Source organism: Ligilactobacillus acidipiscis (assembly GCF_900116935.1).
In the GTDB taxonomy this organism is placed as follows: Bacteria; Bacillota; Bacilli; order Lactobacillales; family Lactobacillaceae; genus Ligilactobacillus; species Ligilactobacillus acidipiscis.
Genome location: NZ_LT630287.1, coordinates 1,500,629 through 1,521,574, shown reverse-complemented (window position 1 = coordinate 1,521,574; position 20,946 = coordinate 1,500,629). Strand labels below are relative to the sequence as shown.

Below are 20,946 nucleotides of genomic sequence, written 5' to 3'. Positions count from 1 at the left end.
AATGATGTCCCAAACTGATTCTATCCTAAATTTACTCAATATCCAAGACCCAAATATCAAAATTTCAGCTTGTACTGATTTTTCACAGGCCGGAGTTCACGAAAAACTGCTTTCAGCTACGCTGACTTACCCCGTCGAACGCTGTGTTAATTGTGGTTCCACGAATCTTGTTCAGAATGGGACCCGCCTGACCAAGATGAAACTGCCCAGCCTAGGTGAACAACCGCTCCGCATGAACCTGCGCAAACAGCGTTATCTGTGCCGAACTTGCCACCATACTTTTAGCGCGCAGACGCAGCTCGCTCCGCCTCGGCACTCGATCACCCGCCAAGCAGTCCACGAAATCGCGACTTTAGCTAAGAACTCACTGCCAGTCAAGACGATCAGCCAGGCCGTGGGGATCTCAGCTTCCTCGGTTCAACGGATCTTGTATAAGGATCAGCGGGCTTTAGTAACGCCAAAAGAGCTGCCGACAGCTCTCAGCTTTGACGAATTTCGTTCAACTAAGAACTGCTTTTCTTTTATCTGCATTGACGCAAAAACACATGATTTGGTCGCCTTATTGCCAGATCGTCTCTCGCAGACGATCCGCGAGTATTTCACCAATACTTATACACTTTCTGAGCGTCAAAAAGTTCAACTGGTGACCATGGATCTGAATGCACAGTATCAGACTTTCGTCCGTCGTCTTTTTCCTAACGCACTGATCGTCTTTGACCGTTTCCATCTTGTTCAGTTAGCGGGTCGGGCACTTGACCATGAACGGCTGCGTGTTTTAAAAGGGATCAACGACCACCACGACCGCAACTATAAAGTTTTAAAAAGCAACTGGCGCTTATTCCACTTAGCTGAAAATCAACTTGAGACCTCCCAGGTTAAATATTATCGGGGATTAAATGAATACACGACTGCCCAAAATGTGGTCGATCTGGGACTCAAGAATTTTCCACAGTTCGCAGAAAACTATCAGACCTATCAAACGATCTTAACCTTTATTCGCAACCGCGATCGGGCTACTTTACAACAATTAGTTATGAACTACCGTCCCAATGGTACTGAAATGGATACCGTCATGAGGACCATTCAAAAGAACTACTTAGGGATCAGGAACGCTTGTCTCTATGACTACTCTAATGGGCCGTTAGAGGGGATCAATCGCAAGATCAAAGAACTTAAACGTAGCTGTTACGGATTCAGTAACTTAAGGCATTTCTTTATCCGCATCAAATTGATCCATGCCTAAGATAAAAAATTTAGGTCAACACTGTGGGAGGCAGGTGCGGGCCCATTTCGCTACGCTTCGGACCCGCACCTGCCTCCCAACCCAAACACTTTAATCTAGCTATGGCAGTAAAAAAAGAACCCTACCATAAAGATAGAGTTCTATGGACCATCAACACTATTTGACAAAGTCCCACATAAACTGCCTTGTTTTTACAAAACTATGTCTTATTATTAACCGAGAAGTGGACCTAGAGACCCTAGGATCACTGAGCCGACCATGAAAATCAGCATGACCCAGACTACAACCATAGTCACTTTTTGAAAAGTTGAACGTTCTTTCTTTTTACGCAATGAAACCACCCTTAAGTTTTTAATTATATCTTACATTTTTAATAAAGTTCCTGTCAAACCCTATAACTAGACATTATACCTGAATTATTCATACTTTTCCCTTAAGGACTACTTTTTGTTGTTGTCATGCTAGTTCGCATCTTTTTCGTTTTTCACCTGTTGGGTGTACAAAAAGAGCACATCCTGTGCTATTGTAAAGTCGATGAAAACCACAAAGAACAGGAGTGCTCCTTATGTCAACTTTACATCATGAAAAACTTTTATTCAATGACCAGATCAACATTTCTAATGACGGTGGTGAGTTAGCGAACGATGCCGGAACTTTATTAATTGCTGAATTTCTGCACCAAATTCACTTTGACCAGCTCTTAGAAGATAACTTGCATTTTAAAGATGACCGTAAATATTGTACCTTTCCCTTGAACAATTTATTTAAGCAGTTGCTGTTGCAATTGCTGGCAGGATACTGCCAAGATCAGTCGGCTAATACCTTGTCACACGCCGTTGATTTTAAGCTGGTCTTGTCTCAAGCGGTCGCTTCCCAGCCGACACTTTCACGCTTTATCAATCACATTTCAGCGTCTGGGCTCTTTTCAGTCAAATCATTGCTCGGCTCGGTAGCTCACTTTGTTCTTGGGCAGCTAAATCAACATCAGCTGATCCTTGATCTAGATTCGACACATGCCGATACGTTTGGTGACCAAGAAAAGAGTGCTTATAACGGTCACTACCAGACCAACGGTTATCATCCTTTACTAGCCTTTGATGCTTTATCGGGCTGCTTGTTGAATGCTCAATTACGCCCCGGCAATCGCTATACTTCCCAAGGTGCGACTAAATTTTTATTACGGAGCTTACGGGCCTATGACGGATCTTCCCTGGATGTCTTAGTGCGGGGAGATTCTGGTTTCGCAGCTCCAGGGATCTACCATGCGTGTGATAAAAAGCAGGCTAAGTTCGTGATTCGTTTAAAAGCGAACTACCAGCTCCAAAGTCGGGCTGAAAACCTGATCCAAGTGGGTGACCAGGACTTCACCGAAGCTGAAGTCCAATGGCATGTCCTGCGAGACTATTGTCCTCAAAGTTGGTCACGACCTTATCGTGTGATTATTAAATCAACGCGGCCGGCGGGCAACTTTCTGTTTGACCATGAGTTTATCGTGACCAACTTGGAAGAATTAAGCGGTCCACAAGTCTTTGCCCTCTATCACCAACGCGGTTCCATGGAAGACTTGATCAAAGAAGTTAAACGTGGCTTTCACTTTGATAAAACGGACAGTTCTAGTTTTGAGGCCAATGAGTTCCGGATGCTGGTAGCTGGGGTCGCTTATAATATACTGCAAGCCATGAAGAACTTAGTTTTACCAACAAAGCTTAAACACGCTCAGGTCGGGACGATCCGTTTTAAATTACTCCATGTGGCAGCTAAGGTCACGCACCATGCGCGTCAAGTCTGGGTCCATTTATCTCAGACCAATGTGTTCGATAAATTATTTTGGCAGACACTGTTCAAGATTCAAAATCTAAAAATATATCCGCTGTGAACTCACAAAATAAAAAATGTTTTTCTTAGGGAAAGGGTGAAGTCTGTCCTTTTTTAAACAGTCCGACAACAAAACTAACAAAAAGCTGCTTTTTTTACACACTAAAGTAACTTTGCACAAAGTTTTAACTGCAACGAAAAGTATGAATAATTCAGGATTATAGTTAAGATATTAAAATTTGCAATGTAAATTTTACTGATTTGTCTAAAAATATAATTAAAAGATAAATTTAAAAATCATGCATCATACTAGCATAGTAGTACCATCTTAATTACGACCTGTGAAAATTGTGGAATAATATGGAAATAAGGTCTTACTAAAGGAATAAAATTGTGTCCAGAGTGAAGATAATAAATCTTAAAATGTTTTAAAAGGTTTCTGATTCGACGTTTTATGGAGGAAATTATGATATTAAAAAATTGGTTTTTCTGGTTGGCTGCTTTTATAATTTGGAATATTTTGATCGTGACGATAAAAAAGATATTAGGGCAAGACTGGCCGGCTAGTCTAAAAATTTTGGACCTTGATCTACCACTTTTACTTGGGGGCGTCCATGTTATGTCTCAGGACTTGATGGGACTGTCGATTTTGCCATTTTTGATTTTTGCTATGGCACTCTTTGGGATTGCCATGACATTGACGTATGCTTTTTTAGAAGGCGACATTATTTATCGTGCTTTTTTTGTAAGGTATATTAGGACTGCTGATATTGTAGCAACTTTAGCGTTTATTGTCTTTCTTATACTGGAAATTTGTCAATATATTGTTTAGGTAAATCATAATGCAATATGTTTATTGTGTGAAAACGGCTGCCATTTAAATATGGCGGCTATTTTTTTATGCTCTTTTCGCACCATATGGGAACGTTAGTTTGAATATGCAAATTCCTAGTCTATCAACGTTTTTTTAGTGGGTTTTTCGTGTCATTTAGTGGTTAAAAGTGGGGATATGTGGTAACATTTAAATTAACAAGTTAATTAGGGGGGTGACGCCAATGTTCATGGGAGAATACAGACATTCGATAGACACTAAAGGACGTTTGATCATTCCTGCTAAGTTCAGAGATGGATTAGCGGGTAAATGTGTTTTAACTCGTGGTCTGGACGGCTGTTTATTTGGCTATCCCATGGAAGAATGGCAGATCCTCGAAGAAAAGCTAAAGCAGCTTCCTTTAACTAAAAGAGATGCACGTGCTTTTGTACGTTTCTTTTATTCCGCTGCTACGGAAAGCGAGTTCGATAAGCAGGGTAGGGTCAATATTCCCCAATCTTTACGAACTCATGCTGGTGTGGATAAAAAATGTGTGATCGTTGGTGTGTCGAATCGTTTTGAAATTTGGTCAGAAGATCGTTGGCAAGAATTTTCAGATTCGGCAGAAGAAAATTTTGATGATATTGCAGAAAATATGATCGATTTTGGTTTGTAACCTATTTTAGTGGTCAAAAATTATTAACCACGTGATATTGCGAGGAGTTATTATGGCAGAGTTTAAACATGAAACAGTCCTTTTAAATGAGGCAATTGAAAATTTAGATGTTAAACGGGACGGCTATTATGTTGACTGTACCTTGGGTGGTGGTGGCCATTCTCATCGTTTGTTATCCGAACTTGGTCCAAACGGAAAACTTTTTTCCTTTGATCAAGACGAAACGGCAATTGAATATAATCAGAAAAACTTAGCCACTTATATTCACAGCGGTCAGCTGGTTTTAATTCAAAAAAATTTTCGTGAGTTAAATCAGTCGTTAAAACAGCAGGATATCACCGGTGTTAATGGTCTAGTATATGACCTAGGTGTTTCTTCACCGCAATTTGATGTTGCGTCCCGAGGGTTTAGTTATCGGAAAGATGCTCCTCTAGATATGCGTATGAATCAAGGCCAGCCATTGACCGCTGCTAAGATCATCAACGAGTGGTCTTATCAAGAGTTAGTCAGGATCTTTTTTCGGTATGGCGAGGAAAAATATGCAAAGTCGATTGCTCGTCGTATTGAAGCTGATCGTAATGAACAACGAATAGAAACAACCGGTCAATTAGTGGAGCTGATCAAGCAAGGTATTCCAGCTAAGGCACGCAGACATGGCGGTCACCCTGCTAAAAAGGTCTTTCAAGCGTTACGAATTGCCGTAAACGATGAACTTGGTGCATTGGAGGAATCTTTGGAACAGGCGTTAGATCTGCTGCTTCCTGGCGGAAGAATAAGCGTGATCACCTTCCAATCTCTGGAAGACCGTTTAGTTAAAGGCTTGTTCAAAGAAAAAGCCAGTGTCCCTGATTTACCCCCCGGCTTGCCAGTTATTCCCAGCGGAATGCAGCCGGATTTTAAGTTAGTTACGAAAAAACCAATCGTTCCATTAAAAGAAGAGCTTGAAAGAAATCATCGTGCGCACTCTGCGAAATTACGCGTAATCGAAAAAATAGACAAATAATTAATAATTACTTGAAGGATGTGATTTAAATGGCACAGAATACAGCAAGACAAATAATGACAGATCCAGTTTCGCAACCTGTACATACAAAACAAAATAAAAACGAACAGCAGTCGAAAAAAGCATTTTATTTAAAAATTGAAAAAATTATGGTAGTATTAATTTCTGCTTGGGTCAGTATTCTAGCCTGTTTTGTAGTAGCGTCTGCAATAAATCTTAATTCTTCTCAGGTTGACCTTCAGAAGGTCAACTCACAAATTTCAGCGATACAATCAAAAAATGCGAATACCAAGCAAGAAGTAGTAGAGTTAACAAGCCGTTCACGCCTTGATGCGTTCGCAAAAAAGGCCGGTTTGTCAATGAATGAACAAAATACAAGGAATGTTTCAAAATGAATAATAAACAAAAGCGATCGGTGAATGAGAAAGGCATAAAATATAACCGCAAGTACTTGGGGAGACTTATTTTCTTTGTGGTTATTGCGATTTTTATCCTTTTCACTGGGCGCTTTTTTTATGTCTCAGTGTTTCACAAGGCCGATGGACAAAACTTGCAAAAAAAAGTTGCTAAGTTATATGACGCTGAAACAAGACAACCTGCAAAACGTGGAACGATTTATGATTCTAATGCCCAGCCGATAGCTGAAGACACGACCACTTATTCAATTTATATTGTCTTGTCTAAAAAAGCTACATACAATGGTAAGATCAATTATCTGCCTGATTCGAAAAAACGTCAGGCAGCGTCTATTTTAAGCAAAAACTTGCATATCGATTATAAAAAGGTTTGGAATATCCTTAATCCTCAGAATAAAGACTTGTATCAAGTTGAACTTGGCAACTCTGGCAAAAATATTTCTTTAGAAACTAAAAAAGCTATTTCCAGTGCTAAGATCCCTGGGATCAAGTTTATTCCTTCGCAGTCCCGCTTGTATCCAAATGGAAATTTTGCTTCTCATTTGATCGGTTTGGCTGAAAATACCGATGGACGTTTAGTTGGTGTAATGGGGCTTGAAAAGCAGTTTGAACGACGTTTGAAAGGTAAAGACGGGGTTAAAGAGTCCTCGTTTGATAGTCAAGGGACCGATATTCCCGGCCGTAATGGTAAGACGCGTAAAGTTAAAAACGGCGACAATATTTATACTACTATCGATCAACGTTTACAAAATTATTTGGAAAGCCTAACTGATCAAGCACAAAATAGGTATCACCCGCAAGGGATACGGGTCATGTTGATGAACGCTAAATCTGGTGATATTATTGCTGCTACACAGCGACCGACTTTTAACCCAAAGACAAGAGAAGGCATCAATGACATTTGGCGCAACACTTTGCTGGCAGACGCTTATGAGCCTGGCTCAACTATGAAAATATTCACTACAGCGGCGGCCATCAACAGCGGCAACTTTAATGGTGATGCTTCTTACCAATCTGGAAGTTATGAAGTTGATAAGCAAAAAATTTATGATTGGAATAGAGTTGGTTGGGGTACGATCAATTATCAACAAGCTTTTATTCGTTCCTCAAATGTGGGTATGGCTCATCTTGAACAGCAAATGGGTGCAAAAGAATGGTATAAATATTTGGAAAAATTTGGCTTTCTAAAAAGCACTGATTCTGGTTTAGGGGACGAGTCCGCTGGATCGATCAGTTATAAATACCCGATCGACCAGGCCAATACGTCTTATGGACAAGGTATTGATGTGACTACTTTCCAAATGATGCAAGGTTTTTCGGCAATTGCCAACGGGGGAAAAATGGTCAAGCCACGATTAATATCGGAAATCAAAGATCCTAATACGAACAAGATAGTTTATAAATCACAGCCAACTGTAATTGGACATCCGATTAAAAAAGCAACTAGTCAACAGGTCCTTAATTTGATGCAACGAGTTGTGACTGATGAAAACGGAACAGGGCAAGATTATAAACTGAACAATTATTCTGTGGCAGTGAAAACAGGTACGGCAGAAATTGCTAATGAGAATGGCAGTGGTTATATGAACGGAGATACTAATCATATATTTTCAGTAGCAGGAATAGCACCGGCCAATAATCCAAAATACATTTTGTATGTGACAATGGAACGTCCAAAAAGTTATGGTCAAGAAAAAACGGCGACTAAGGCACTTTCGACCATCTTTAATCCTTTAATGCAACGGACACTGGATGACGATACAAATGAATCACAAGTTGCAACCAAAAAGATCACTGATTTTAAAGGTTCCAATGTTGATACTGCTGTAGAAAAATTGCAAAAACAGGATTTAAAGGTTGAAGTGATCGGCAAGGGTGATAAAGTTAAGCAACAATCACAAGATCCTGGAGCTAAAGTTATTAAGGGAGAACGTGTTGTTTTGTTGACCAACGGGAATTTGACTATGCCGGATCTGACTGGCTGGTCGCAAGCAGATATTGTTAATTTCGGCCAAATGGTCGGTATAAATATCAAGTTGTCTGGCTCAGGTTATGGGATCAAACAAAGCGTGGCAGCTGGTCAAAATTTGACTGGCGTTAAATCACTGAAAGTTAATTTACAAGAACATTAAATATGAAAAATATAAAGGAGTTGCTTGAATGAATTTTTTAGCAATGTTAGGGACAGCCTTATGCAGCTTTATTCTCACAATTATTTTTATTCCATTTTTTATTAATTTTGCTCACAAGAAGAAAGCTGGGCAAATGATTCGTGAAGAAGGACCTAAATGGCATGAAAAAAAATCTGGGACGCCCACAATGGGAGGGTTAGTATTTGATGTAGCAATCGTTTTGACAGCTATCATTGTTCCTTTGATCATGAATGAGTTGAGTGTACAAGTACTGATTTTAGACTTTATTTTGGCTTTGTATGGATCGTTGGGCTTTTTTGACGATTCTATCAAGTTAATGAAGAAACAAAACGAAGGTCTCAAGGCTTGGCAAAAGTTATTAGGGCAAATCGTCGGTGGAGTTATCTTTTTGGTTGTTTATAAACTTGAAGGGCTGCCGTTTACGTTGAATGTTTTTGGATGGCATATGAATGTTGCATGGGTCTATGCATTGTTTGTATTATTTTGGTTGATCGGTTTTTCCAATGCGGTCAACTTAACGGATGGTATCGATGGTTTGGTAGCAGGACAAGCGATCATTGCTTTTGGAGCATATGGGATCATTGCACATGTGCAACACCAAAATGATGTACTGATTTTTTGCTTAGCGGTTATTGGTGCACTCTGCGGTTTCTTTTTGTTTAATAAAAAACCTGCTAAGATTTTTATGGGTGATATGGGCTCTTTAGCATTAGGAGGTGCACTTGGTGCTGTGTCGATCCTTGTTCACCATGAACTTTCGTTACTATTTATCGGATTGATTTTTGTGATAGAAACAGCCAGTGTTATTTTACAAGTTATTTCCTTTAAAACTACTGGTAAAAGGATCTTTAAGATGAGCCCCTTACACCATCACTTTGAATTAAGCGGGTGGAGTGAGTGGAAGATCGATGTTGTTTTTTGGTCAACCGGTTTGATCATGGCTATTGTGTCATTATGGATCATTTTGTAGAATTTACTTAATTTAAAAAACAAAGTTTTTCACTGACTATATGTCGTAAAAAATCATAAAGATTTGACATAGCTATTCAGAATTATGAATTTTACGCCAGGAAAAATGAGCGAGACAAGGGAGTCAGAGAAATGAAAGCTATCAAAGATTATAAGAATAAGAATATATTAGTTTTGGGGTTAGGGACCAGTGGCTCGAATGCTGCTATGCTATTACATAAGTTAGAAGCTAATGTGACTGTCAATGATAAAAAGGTCCCAACTGATTTAAGTTTGGTCAACAAGCTGACTCAGCAAGGGATCAAAGTCGTTACAGGAAGTCACCCTTTGGAACTCTTAGAAAATTGCCAATTAATGGTTAAAAATCCTGGGATCCCATATAGTAATCCATTAGTAAAAAAAGCACTAGCGCAGCAGATACCAGTGATCACTGAACCTGAATTGGCTTATGAAGTTTCAGATGCTCCGCTTTTAGGCGTAACCGGCACAAATGGAAAAACAACTACTACAACTTTGATCTCCTTGATGTTAAAGAAATTCTCGCGTTTTCAAAAGGTGTATTCTGCAGGAAACATTGGCACTTCAGTTTCAATGGTTGCCCAGGAAGCAAAAAAGAATGACGTGATCGTGACTGAATTGTCAAGTTTTCAACTCAACAGTATTACAAAATTTCATCCACATATTGCGGTATTAACTAATATTTATGAAGCTCATACAGATTTTCATGGTACACATGAAAAGTATATACAGGCTAAACTTAATATTACTAAAAATCAGACACCAGCGGATTATTTTATTGTTAATTGGGATAATGAAGAAGCTCGACAAGCTAGTTCAGTTTCAAAAGCAACTATTGTGCCATTTTCTGCAGCAGGGACAACTCAAGCTGGGTCATATTTGCATAAGGGACAACTTTATTATAAAAATGAAAAAATCATTTCTGCTGCTGAAATTAAGATCCCGGGTGAGCATAACGTAGAAAATGCCTTGGCAGCAATTGCCGTTGCTAAACTTTTAGGACAGAGTAATGAACATATTGTAGAAGTACTGAAGACATTTTCTGGGGTCAAACATCGCACACAATACTTAACCTCTTTCAAAAATCGGCTCTTTTACAATGATTCCAAAGCAACCAATATAGAAGCCACTGAGAAGGCACTCGCTAGTTTTGAAAAACCGGTCGTTTTATTAGCCGGTGGTTTAGATCGCGGCTTATCGTTCGAACCTTTAATAGAACCGTTAAAAAAGCATGTTCATGCTCTAGTTGTTTTTGGGGAAACAGCACAACAATTAGCAGCTGTTGGCAAAAAGGCCGGTATCGAACAAATAGCTTTTGCAAAAGATGCTGCAGTTGCTGTTCCTCAGGCCTTTAAGTTAAGTGAACCGGGTGATGTGATCTTATTATCACCTGCTTGTGCAAGTTGGGATCAGTGGCCAACCTTTGAAGTACGTGGTGATAAATACATTGAGGCAGTTGAGAAACTGATCAAGCAGATGGAGGTTTAAAGTATGCGATTATTGATATCTGGTGGTGGAACGGGCGGACATATCTATCCGGCTTTAGCATTGATCGAGGCACTGAAAAAAAGAGAACCAGATGCTGAAATTTTGTATGTCGGTACAAAAAAAGGACTTGAAAGTAAAATAGTTCCAGATTCAGGAATTCCATTTGAAACAATTCAAATTCAGGGCTTTAAACGTTCCTTGAGTTTTGAAAATTTTAAGACGGTTTATCTTTTCTTAAAGAGTGTGAGAGATTCCAAGAAAATTATTCGAAATTTTAAACCGGATGTTGTTGTGGGAACTGGTGGCTATGTTTGTGGTTCAGTCGTGTACGCTGCAGCAAAACTTGGTGTACCAACTTTGATCCATGAACAAAATAGCGTTTCTGGTGTAACCAATAAGTTTTTGAGCCGTTATGTTGATAAAATCGGGATTTGTTTTCCAGATGTCAAAAAAGATTTTCCGGCTGAAAAGGTAGTTTTTACGGGTAATCCTCGCGCACAACAAGTTGTCGGGATCAAACCTAATAAAAAATTAGAAAAATATGGTTTAAATGCTGAACGACCAACTTTATTGATTTTCGGCGGTTCTCGCGGAGCAGAAAAAATTAATCAAACTGCGCTAGCAGCTGCCCAAATGTTTAAAGAAAGTAAATATCAGGTCCTTTTTGTTACTGGGCGGGTGCATTATGATAAACTAATGCAACAAACTGAGGCGAAAAACGTACCAAGTAACTTTGTTATTCAACCTTATATTTCTGATATGCCACAAATTTTACCTGATATAGATGCAATTCTCGGTCGCGCTGGTGCAACTAGTTTGGCGGAAATTACGGCGATCGGGATCCCGAGCATCTTAGTGCCTAGTCCGTATGTGACAAATGATCATCAAACTAAAAATGCTTTGAGTTTAGTCAATCAAAAAGCCGCTAAGTTATTAAAAGAACAGGATCTGACCCCAGAAGCGTTATTTAAAGAGATCGATGAATTGATGGGTGATGATAATTTACGTTTGACAATGGCCGAGAATGCTAAAAAAGCAGGTGTTCCAGATGCTGCAGATAAATTATTAGGGGTTTTAGATAACATTAAGAGAGTGTAAATTCTTTTTGTGTCGATCATTTTGATGGTGCTATGGTTTATAGTTACGCCAAATTTTTTGTTGATGGGAGGGGGCAGAGGGTCATGGTCTTTAAATGGCAAAAAAATAAAAAGATAAAACGTTCTTCTGCCCCTCTGCCCCCATGGGAACAAGAACAAAAACGACGACAGGAGCGTTTGAAAGCCAAAAAAAAGAAAATAGAACTTCGACCTGAGTACGATAGAAATTTACCGAAGATGAAAAAAAAGCGTACTCAACGTCTAAAAAAACATGAAAAAGTTTTATTGTCTGTTTTTCTAACACTCACGCTGATCACTTTTTATTTTATATTACCTTTCAGCAGAGTGATGTCTGTCAAAATCGATAGTTCCTATCCGGAAAGCAAGAATGAAATTTTAGAAGCATCCGATCTGAGGTATTATGAATCATTGTTTGGTGTTTGGCCACGAACTGAACAGATCAGTCAAAAAATCAAAAAAAATGTGTCATCAGTTAAATCTGTTGATATTTCGTATAAAGGTAGTAAGATAACCATCAAAGCTCAAGAGTATCCAATGGTCGGATACCTGAAGAAAGGTTCTGCCTATTATCGGATCACGTCAGTTGGTTCAGTGTCCTCAGAAAAACTAAAAAGGATCACAGGAAAATACCCGGTCTTTTATTCTTTTGACTCAAAAAAACCATTGGTCCAAACAGCGCAACAGTTCAGCAAACTTTCACCTGAAATTAGACAAAGCATTTCAGAAATACATGCGGCACCGACCAAAGTCGATCCGCAGAGGATCAAACTGTACATGAATGATGGAAATCAGGTAATTGCTAAATCAATAACTCTTAAGAAGAAAATGAAATATTATCCAAATATTTCTGCAAATATGGATAGTCCAGGAATTGTTGATTTAGAAGTAGGTGCATTTTCGTATCCGTATGGTAAAAAGTGAGAAAATTTGTTGATTTGTCCGCAGAATCATGGTAAGTAAAACCGTTTCTATGGTAGAATTTCCTTAATAAGCTTTTTGTGATATAAAATATTAAAAATAACTAGGGGGCTGAATGATGTATAATTCTGATATATTCGTCGGACTAGACATTGGGACTACATCTATCAAGGTTATCATAGCAGAGTTTGTAAAAAATCAGCTCAACATTATCGGATATGGAAATACGGGTTCAGTTGGCTTAAATCGTGGTGTAATAGTTGACATTGACCAGGTAGTAGCTTCAATTAAAGATGCAGTAAAACAAGCCGAACAACGAGCAAATATTGACATTTCGGATGTCACTGTTGGAATTCCGGCAAATATGCTACAAATTGAGCAATGCCGTGGTATGATCGCTGTTAGTGAAGAAGATGGCAGTGCTAAAGAAATTACGGAAGATGATGTTCGTAAGGTTACACAAGCAGCTTTAGTACAAAGTTTGCCGCCTGAACGAAGTGTGATCGATGTTGTTCCTGATGAATTTACTGTTGATGGATTTGATGGGATCAAAGATCCTCGTGGAATGGTCGGAGTTCGGATGGAAATGCAAGGGGTCATGTATACGGGGCCAAAGACGATTTTACATAACACAAAGAAATGTGTTGAACGGGCTGGCTTGACCGTTTCTGATATTGTTGTGGCACCAATTGCTTTATCGCAAGTTGCTCTAAATGACGGTGAACAGGATTTTGGAGCTATCGTAGTTGACTTAGGCGGCGGGAAAACAACTGCAGCCGTAGTCCATGATCATAAATTGAAGTATACATATCTTGACCAGGAAGGTGGAGATTATGTGACTCGGGACATTTCAGTCGTTTTGAATACTTCAATTGAAAATGCAGAAATGTTAAAAAGAAATTATGGTTATGCCATGTCTTCTTTAGCTTCCGAGGAAGAGTCATTTCCTGTACAAGTTGTTGGTCGTCAAGAACCAGAAAAAGTTACCGAACAATATTTGTCGGAGATCATTGAGGCTCGTTTAAGGCAAATTTTTGAAAAGTTGGCAACTGCACTTGAACAGATCAATGCTTTTCAATTACCAGGCGGGGTCGTTTTGACAGGTGGTATGGCCGCATTGCCTGGAATTGCTGAACTTGCCGAAGAGATTTTTCAAGTTCAAGTTAGAGTATATATTCCTCAAGAAATCAATTTACGGATCCCTTCTTTTACTCAAGTGATCGGTTTGGTAGAATATGCTACCAAACAAAGTGAGATCGATTTGATAGTTAAACAAACGCTGGGTTCTGCTAAGGCAAAACGACAAAATCTAGATAATCAACAAAAAGGCAATTCTCGACCAGAGCAAAAGCCAGTAAAAAAACCAAAGAAAAATAACCATGCTGATGAACCAAAGAAAAATCAGACTTCCGGCGAGGAAAATGGATTTGGTTATAAGTTCAAACATATGTTTGACAACTTCTTTGACTAAACTCGACTTTAATAGGAGGGAACAATAATGGAATTTTCACTAGATGCAAATGAAAACAATACTGGAGCTACGATCAAGGTTATTGGTGTCGGAGGTGCGGGCGGTAATGCTATCAACCGTATGATCGAAGATGATGTTCAGGGCGTTGAATTTATCGTCGCTAATACAGATGTACAAGCATTACAAAACTCTAAGGCTGAAACGAAGATCCAACTTGGACCTAAGTTGACTAAGGGACTTGGTGCAGGTGCCAACCCAGATGTAGGTAGTAAAGCAGGACAAGAAAGTGAAGAAGCAATTGCTGAAAGTTTAAACGGCGCTGACATGGTATTCGTAACTGCAGGTATGGGTGGCGGCACTGGTACAGGTGCAGCACCGATCATTGCCAAAGCTGCTAAAGAGCAAGGAGCTTTAACAGTTGGGGTTGTTACACGTCCGTTCACCTTTGAGGGCCCTAAACGTGCTCGTTTTGCTGCTGAGGGTGTAGCAAAAATGAAAGAACAAGTCGATACATTAATAATTATTGCTAACAATCGTTTGTTAGAGATAGTTGATAAGAAAACTCCAATGTTAGAAGCATTCCAGGAAGCTGATAATGTTTTACGTCAAGGTGTTCAGGGTATCTCTGACTTGATCACATCTCCTGGTTACGTTAACTTGGATTTTGCTGACGTTAAAACTGTTATGCAAAATCAAGGTTCAGCATTAATGGGGATCGGTTCAGCTAATGGTGAAAATAGGACTGAAGATGCTACTAAAAAGGCTATTTCTTCACCACTGTTGGAAGTTTCGATCGATGGTGCAGAGCAAGTCTTGCTTAACATTACGGGCGGACCAGACCTTAGTTTGTTTGAAGCACAAGCTGCATCAGACATTGTTGCTCAAGCAGCCACCAGCGACGTTAATATTATCTTTGGGACTTCGATCAATGAAAACTTAGATGATAGTGTGATCGTCACAGTTATTGCTACTGGGATAGATAAAAAGAAAGCCAAAAAGGAAACGCGACGTCAAGTGCGCGATGAGCGTCAGCAAAGTGCGCCAGATGCTTCAGAAAAATCTTCTAAGAGGCGCGATCCGCTTGGTGATTGGGACTTGAACCGAGAAATTAATGGTGACCGCCAAGTCTCTCATGATTCACGAGAAAATGAGTTCAAAAATATCGAAAAACAGGACTTTAACGTCTTTGGCTCTGCTTCAGCAGATAGTGATAGTGATAATTCACAAGATAATGATGAAGATGATGGCTTAAATACACCACCTTTCTTACGTCACCGTCGTCATTAATTCTTAGTAGGTTTTAATGAAGGAGGAGAATAAATGTCACTGGGAGATAAAATTAATAGTTGGTTTGGAGATTATGATGAACCGGTCGAACAAAACTCCTCAAATCAACATCCAGATGACGAATTATCTCGTGGTCAACGTTCGCGAGTAATGTCGCTGCGAAATGGTAAAAATGGTGATATTATCGAAAAAAAGATAATGCTGTTTGAACCAAGTATTTTTTCTGATGTTAAGGCTATTGCTGCTCGCTTGCTTGCAGGTGAAGCGGCCGTGGTGAATTTTCAAAAAATGGATAATCAGCAGGCGCATCGTGTAGTTGACTTTTTGTCAGGGGTAACTTTTGCTATCGATGGTGAGATCTCGAGAGTAGGAGAAGCAATTTTCTTATGTACTCCTCATGAATTTACTGTTGAAGGCGACATTACGGAAAACATGCGTCAATCTGATTTTTAAGGAGTTTTCAACTTGCTTTTATCGATAATACAGGGTTTGTTTCAGTTATATTCTTTAGCGATCCTGATATTTGTTTTAATGTCATGGTTTCCAGGTGCTTATGAAACAAAATTGGGTGAATTCCTAGCCAGGATCTGCGAACCATACCTGAGTCTATTTAATTTCATTCCGCCGATATTTGGAATCAGTTTTGCACCCTGGGTTGCTTTGATCGCGTTAAAATTTATTGAAAATGGATTGCTTTATTTGTTGGCCATGCTTGGTCTGGGAGGATTTTGATCATGTCCATTAATAAAGCCATTTATCAACATTTTCGCGCTGAAGAGGCGCCTTTGATCGACAGTTTAAATGACATGGTCAATCAAGCAGCTAATGAATATCGGCCAATTTTGTCGCATTTCTTGAATCCCCGTGAGTTGTTTATTGCACGCACAATTGTCAATACTCAAGATAATGTTAAAATGAGTTCTTACGGCGGACTAAACAATGCAGAAAGGCAAAGAGCGCTTTTTTATCCCGATTATTATGAACCGGAACTTGCTGATTTTCAAATCAGTTTGATGGAAGTCATCTATCCGCATAAGTTTGCCGTTTTACACCATGGCAGCATTTTAGGTACATTAGTGAATAGTGGTATTCAACGAGAAGTATTAGGAGATATCATTACAGACTCAATGCGATGGCAGTTTTTCGTCGAAGAACCGATTGCTTCTTTTTTGAAGACAGAAGTTGATCGAGTCTCAAGAGTGAAAGTCAGACTGGAAACTCAACCAATGAGTGAAAGGGTGACTCAGATCAGCGAGTGGGAGGAAGTTAATGATACGGTGCCTTCTTTACGGGCAGATGCGTTGATTTCTCATTTCTACAATTTGTCCCGTAAGCATGCTAAAGATCTCTTTCAAGCTCATAAAATTCAACTGAATTGGATGACGCTTGATAAGCCAGATTATGAATTGTCTGATTTTGACATTCTGTCCGTGCGAGGATATGGCAGGATAAGGTTAAACGAACAAAATGGTGTTTCTAAAAAGGGTAAGCTTAAAATTAGTGCAGCAGTTTTAAAAAAGTAGTATGCTTTAATTAATTAGGAGGTGTTGGTCAATGACATTGACCCCGTTGGATATTCATAATAAAGAGTTTCACGTAAAACTTCGTGGCTATGATCAAGACGAAGTGAATGACTTTTTGGACCAAATCATAAAAGATTACGAAATGACACTTCAAGAAAATGAGAAGTTAAATTCTAGCTTGGAGCAGAGCAACGAAAAGCTTAAGTATTTTAATGATTTAAAAGATTCCTTGAATCAGTCGATCATTGTTGCGCAGGAAGCTGCTGATAAAGTCAAGGCTAACTCACAAAGAGAAGCTGACATTATCCAGCGTGAAGCACAAAAAGAAGGCCAGGATGCTATTGACCAAGCTAATGAAAAAGCTCGGCATATTATTGATCAAGCCTCACGCAAGGCAACACAGTTAGCTACTGAAACTGATGGTTTACGCAAACAAGCTCGGATCTTCCGGCAAAAGTTGCAAGTCATGATGGAATCACAACTTGAAGTTGTTAAGGGTTCCGAATGGGATGATATTTTAAAGCAGGGTGAAACAAGCAGTTACGAAGAAATCCAAGATGCTTTAAGACACGAAGAAGACCTTGACAAGCAAGCCGCTGAGGAAGTAGAATCAGGGCAAGCAGCAAATGAAGCTGTCGGTGCTCATACAGAAGCTCAAGAACCTGATGTGGATAATGATGATACAGTTGTTATTTTCCCAGACGCTTCTGTTGAGGATGAAGATGGACAACATTTTGCAGATGCAGAAGAGAATAATTAATAAGTCTAGTTTTTAATGGAGAACACGAGTGTCAGTGGATGTCTAAGCGAGTCGATATTAGGTGAAAGTTCGATGACGGTAAGCTGATTGTTTATCCTCTCCATGTTTGTTGAATTGAAAGTGTACATAAACCGTTAGTAGGTTCGACCGGCTGATGACCGTTAACACATTATTGAGGACCTTGTTTTTTAGTGCTTATAAGTAAAATCAAGGTCAAATTTGGGTGGTACCACGAGAACTTCGTCCCTTGCGGATGAGGTTCTTTTTTTACCCTGAATTTTAAGCGGCAGTGATAAATAAATTTAAAATTAGTCATAAAGGAGCAAGGAAATGAGAGTAAAAGATACTTTAAATTTAGGAAAAACTAAATTTCCAATGCGCGGAAATCTTCCAGTTCGCGAAGTTGAGCGTCAACAAGAATGGGAAGAAAATAAGATCTATGAAAAGCGCCAAAAATTAAATGAGGGAAAACCATCTTTTGTTTTGCATGACGGCCCTCCATATGCAAATGGCAATATTCACATGGGCCACGCCTTAAACAAGATTTCTAAAGACATTATCGTCCGTTCTAAATCTATGATGGGTTTTCGTGCACCATATGTTCCTGGTTGGGATACTCATGGCTTGCCAATTGAACAACAGCTCAAAAAAGCCGGAGTCGATAGAAAATCAATGTCGGTCAATGATTTTCGTGAAAAATGTCGTGAGTATGCATTAAAACAAGTTGATAAACAGCGCAAAGACTTCAAACGCTTAGGCGTTGCTGCCGAATGGAATCGGCCTTACGTTAGTCTTGACCCTTCATTTGAAGCACATGAGATTCGTGTTTTTGGCAAAATGGCCGAAAAAGGCTTGATTTACAAGGGCAAAAAACCAGTATTTTGGTCTTGGTCGTCTGAATCAGCTTTGGCTGAGGCAGAAGTTGAATATCATGATGTGACCTCACCCTCTGCTTTTTATGGTGAAAAAGTGATTGACGGTCGAGGTGTCTTGGATGAAGACGAAACATACATGGTCGTTTGGACTACTACTCCATGGACAATTCCTGGATCAGAAGGAATTACGATCGATGCCGGTTTTGATTACGCAGTCGTTCAACCGGAAGGCGACGAGAAGAAATATGTTTTAGCTGCTGAATTAGTCGATCAAAACGCCGAGTTATTCGGATGGCAGAAAGTGCAAGTCTTAAAGACAGTCAAAGGTTCAGAGTTAGAAAACGTTTTGACTGAGCATCCGTTTTATCCTGAACGGAAATTAGTTACTATGTTGGGTGATTTTGTGACACTTGACGCTGGGACTGGCTTAGTTCATACAGCTCCCGGTTTTGGTGAAGATGACTTTAATGTTGGACAGCAATATGGCTTAGATATCGTTGTACCAGTTGATGATAAGGGCTATTTGACTGCCGAAGCAGGTCCCGACTTTGAAGGTGTCTTTTATGATGACGCTAATCAAATTTCTTTAGACAAACTTGAAAAAGCTGGCTTATTGCTTCGGGAAATGGACTATGAACATTCTTATCCATTTGATTGGCGGACTAAAAAACCGATCATCTTTAGGGCAACGCCGCAATGGTTTGCTTCAGTTGATAAAATTAGACAACAGATCTTAGATCAGATCGACGGCGTTAAGTTTTTCCCTGATTGGGGGCAAAAACGTTTGTATAACATGATCCATGATCGTGGTGATTGGGTCATTTCACGCCAGCGTGTTTGGGGTGTTCCATTGCCGATTTTCTATGGCGAAGATGGAGAAGCTATTATGGAACCAGAAACGATCGATCATGTGGCTGAATTGGTCGCTAAATATGGTTCGAACGTCTGGTTTGAAAGAGATGCCAAGGACCTGTTACCAGAAGGGTATACAAATGAGCATTCACCTCATGGTAAATTTACCAAGGAAACGGATATCATGGATGTCTGGTTTGACTCTGGATCGTCTCATCAGGGTGTTTTAGCTGATAGAGATTATTTAACCTATCCTGCAGATATGTATTTGGAAGGATCAGATCAATATCGTGGTTGGTTTAATTCAAGTTTGATCACAAGTGTTGCCTTTTCAGGTAAGGCACCGTACAAACAAGTCTTATCACAAGGTTTTACTTTAGATGGCAAAGGTCGGAAAATGAGTAAATCATTGGGTAACACGATCGTTCCTGAAAAAGTTATCAAACAAATGGGTGCTGAAATTATCCGTTTGTGGGTTTCCAGTGTTGATTCATCTGCTGATGTACGTGTTTCAATGGGAAGCTTTCAACAGATTTCTGAAAGTTACCGCAAGATTCGTAATACGATTCGTTTCTTGCTGGCTAATACAACTGATTTCGATCCAGAAACTGATCAAGTTCCTTATCAAGAATTAGAATCTATTGATAAGTATATGCAAGTCAGAATCAATCATTTTACCAAAGATGTTTTAGATGACTATGCAAAATATGATTTCATGAATATTTACAAACGCTTGATCAACTTCATCACAATTGACTTATCTGCCTTTTATTTAGATGTTGCCAAAGATATTGTTTATATTGAAGCTGCTGATAGTCATAAGAGACGTTCAATGCAAACAGTTCTATATGATGTCGCCGTTCGGTTAACTAAATTATTGACACCGATCATTCCACATACTACAGAAGAAATCTGGAAATATTTGAAAGAACCTGAGGAATTTGTTCAATTAGCCGAAATGCCTGCTGTTGATCATTTTGATGGTGAAGCAAAATTACTTGCTAACTGGGAAGAGTTTATGAAGATCCGTTCGCATGTTTTCAAATCTCTTGAGGTCGCACGTGATCAAAAGCTGATCGGTAAATCTTTTGAAGCCCATGTTGATTTATACGTTACAGATAGTGTTCGTCAGTTGTTGGATGACTTAGATACCGACGTTCGTCAAGCTTTGATCGTTTCCGGATTGGACCTTAAAGACTTCTCAAAAGCATCTGAAACCGCTGATAAGTTTGATAAAGTCGCTGTTCAAGTGACTCATGCCGCCGGTGAGGTTTGTCCGCGTTGTCGAATGATCAAGAAAGATGTTGGTCAAGACGCACACTTTCCAGAATTATGTCAAAACTGTGCTTCAATAGTAACAGAAAATTATCCGGAAGCAGTTGCAGAAGGTTTAGAAAAATAGATCAATATATTTTAACCTTGCTTAACTATAAGCCAAACAAGTCGTTTACTTTACTTGTTTGGCTTTTTGAGTAATTTATTTCGCGAAGAACGTTAAAATTTGCTATCATATTTAGTGATAAGTCAAATTTACAGATAGTATAGCACTG

Annotated in this window: 19 protein-coding genes; 18 read left to right on the top strand and 1 reads right to left on the bottom strand. The window is 39.3% G+C overall.

Features of this window, described 5'->3' with window-relative positions:
* The first annotated feature begins 1 nt into the window (after position 1).
* Positions 2 to 1,243, top strand: coding sequence for an ISL3 family transposase (locus BQ5903_RS07015; protein ID WP_079578367.1), 1,242 nt, complete (start codon positions 2 to 4; stop codon positions 1,241 to 1,243).
* A 212-nt stretch (positions 1,244 to 1,455) separates the two neighbouring features.
* On the opposite strand, the gene BQ5903_RS07010 is transcribed toward BQ5903_RS07015, so the two are convergent.
* Positions 1,456 to 1,575, bottom strand: coding sequence for a DUF4044 domain-containing protein (locus BQ5903_RS07010; RefSeq protein ID WP_079579234.1), 120 nt, complete (start codon positions 1,573 to 1,575; stop codon positions 1,456 to 1,458).
* Between the two features lie 233 nt (positions 1,576 to 1,808).
* Here BQ5903_RS07010 and BQ5903_RS07005 point away from each other — a divergent pair, with 233 nt between their 5' ends.
* The 17 genes from BQ5903_RS07005 to ileS all read left to right on the top strand — a co-directional run bounded on the left by BQ5903_RS07005 (position 1,809) and on the right by ileS (position 20,798).
* Positions 1,809 to 3,119: an IS1380 family transposase gene (locus BQ5903_RS07005; protein ID WP_010499933.1), complete on the top strand. Its 1,311-nt coding sequence runs from the start codon at positions 1,809 to 1,811 to the stop codon at positions 3,117 to 3,119.
* A gap of 405 nt (positions 3,120 to 3,524) precedes the next feature.
* Positions 3,525 to 3,890, top strand: a complete 366-nt coding sequence (locus BQ5903_RS07000) for a DUF3397 family protein (protein ID WP_010494693.1) — start codon at positions 3,525 to 3,527, stop codon at positions 3,888 to 3,890.
* A 223-nt stretch (positions 3,891 to 4,113) separates the two neighbouring features.
* The gene (mraZ, locus tag BQ5903_RS06995; RefSeq protein ID WP_010494692.1) at positions 4,114 to 4,545 is read left to right on the top strand and encodes a division/cell wall cluster transcriptional repressor MraZ; all 432 of its coding nucleotides are present in this window, start codon (positions 4,114 to 4,116) and stop codon (positions 4,543 to 4,545) included.
* Between the two features lie 52 nt (positions 4,546 to 4,597).
* Positions 4,598 to 5,548 carry a 16S rRNA (cytosine(1402)-N(4))-methyltransferase RsmH gene (gene rsmH, locus BQ5903_RS06990; protein ID WP_010494689.1) on the top strand — a complete coding sequence of 317 codons (951 nt, stop codon included), beginning with the start codon at positions 4,598 to 4,600 and terminating at the stop codon, positions 5,546 to 5,548.
* Positions 5,549 to 5,577: 29 nt separating this feature from the next.
* Positions 5,578 to 5,943, top strand: a complete 366-nt coding sequence (ftsL, locus tag BQ5903_RS06985) for a cell division protein FtsL (RefSeq protein WP_010494687.1) — start codon at positions 5,578 to 5,580, stop codon at positions 5,941 to 5,943.
* Positions 5,944 to 6,071: 128 nt separating this feature from the next.
* A complete protein-coding gene (locus BQ5903_RS06980) occupies positions 6,072 to 8,096 on the top strand; it encodes a penicillin-binding transpeptidase domain-containing protein (protein ID WP_407936218.1) in 2,025 nt (674 codons plus the stop codon).
* A gap of 28 nt (positions 8,097 to 8,124) precedes the next feature.
* Entirely contained in the window at positions 8,125 to 9,087 is a 963-nt protein-coding gene (gene mraY, locus BQ5903_RS06975; protein WP_010494677.1) for a phospho-N-acetylmuramoyl-pentapeptide-transferase, read from the top strand.
* 131 nt (positions 9,088 to 9,218) lie between these two features.
* Positions 9,219 to 10,592, top strand: a complete 1,374-nt coding sequence (gene murD, locus BQ5903_RS06970; protein ID WP_010494675.1) for a UDP-N-acetylmuramoyl-L-alanine--D-glutamate ligase — start codon at positions 9,219 to 9,221, stop codon at positions 10,590 to 10,592.
* Positions 10,593 to 10,595: 3 nt separating this feature from the next.
* Positions 10,596 to 11,690: an undecaprenyldiphospho-muramoylpentapeptide beta-N-acetylglucosaminyltransferase gene (gene murG, locus BQ5903_RS06965; RefSeq protein ID WP_056971350.1), complete on the top strand. Its 1,095-nt coding sequence runs from the start codon at positions 10,596 to 10,598 to the stop codon at positions 11,688 to 11,690.
* Positions 11,691 to 11,773: 83 nt separating this feature from the next.
* Complete coding sequence (locus BQ5903_RS06960; protein WP_056988053.1) at positions 11,774 to 12,631, top strand: cell division protein FtsQ/DivIB; 858 nt, start codon at positions 11,774 to 11,776, stop codon at positions 12,629 to 12,631.
* 115 nt (positions 12,632 to 12,746) lie between these two features.
* Complete coding sequence (gene ftsA / locus BQ5903_RS06955) at positions 12,747 to 14,099, top strand: cell division protein FtsA (protein ID WP_010494665.1); 1,353 nt, start codon at positions 12,747 to 12,749, stop codon at positions 14,097 to 14,099.
* 27 nt (positions 14,100 to 14,126) lie between these two features.
* On the top strand, positions 14,127 to 15,386 hold the full coding sequence (ftsZ, locus tag BQ5903_RS06950; RefSeq protein ID WP_010494664.1) for a cell division protein FtsZ: 1,260 nt from the start codon (positions 14,127 to 14,129) through the stop codon (positions 15,384 to 15,386).
* Positions 15,387 to 15,419: 33 nt separating this feature from the next.
* Entirely contained in the window at positions 15,420 to 15,839 is a 420-nt protein-coding gene (locus BQ5903_RS06945; RefSeq protein ID WP_079579231.1) for a cell division protein SepF, read from the top strand.
* Between the two features lie 12 nt (positions 15,840 to 15,851).
* Positions 15,852 to 16,118 (top strand): YggT family protein, encoded by a 267-nt coding sequence (locus BQ5903_RS06940; RefSeq protein ID WP_010494662.1) that lies wholly within the window; start codon positions 15,852 to 15,854, stop codon positions 16,116 to 16,118.
* 8 nt (positions 16,119 to 16,126) lie between these two features.
* Complete coding sequence (locus BQ5903_RS06935) at positions 16,127 to 16,909, top strand: YlmH family RNA-binding protein (RefSeq protein WP_172823863.1); 783 nt, start codon at positions 16,127 to 16,129, stop codon at positions 16,907 to 16,909.
* A 31-nt stretch (positions 16,910 to 16,940) separates the two neighbouring features.
* Positions 16,941 to 17,669: a DivIVA domain-containing protein gene (locus BQ5903_RS06930; protein ID WP_010494661.1), complete on the top strand. Its 729-nt coding sequence runs from the start codon at positions 16,941 to 16,943 to the stop codon at positions 17,667 to 17,669.
* Between the two features lie 330 nt (positions 17,670 to 17,999).
* Positions 18,000 to 20,798, top strand: coding sequence for an isoleucine--tRNA ligase (ileS, locus tag BQ5903_RS06925; RefSeq protein WP_010494660.1), 2,799 nt, complete (start codon positions 18,000 to 18,002; stop codon positions 20,796 to 20,798).
* The last annotated feature ends 148 nt before the right edge of the window (positions 20,799 to 20,946 follow it).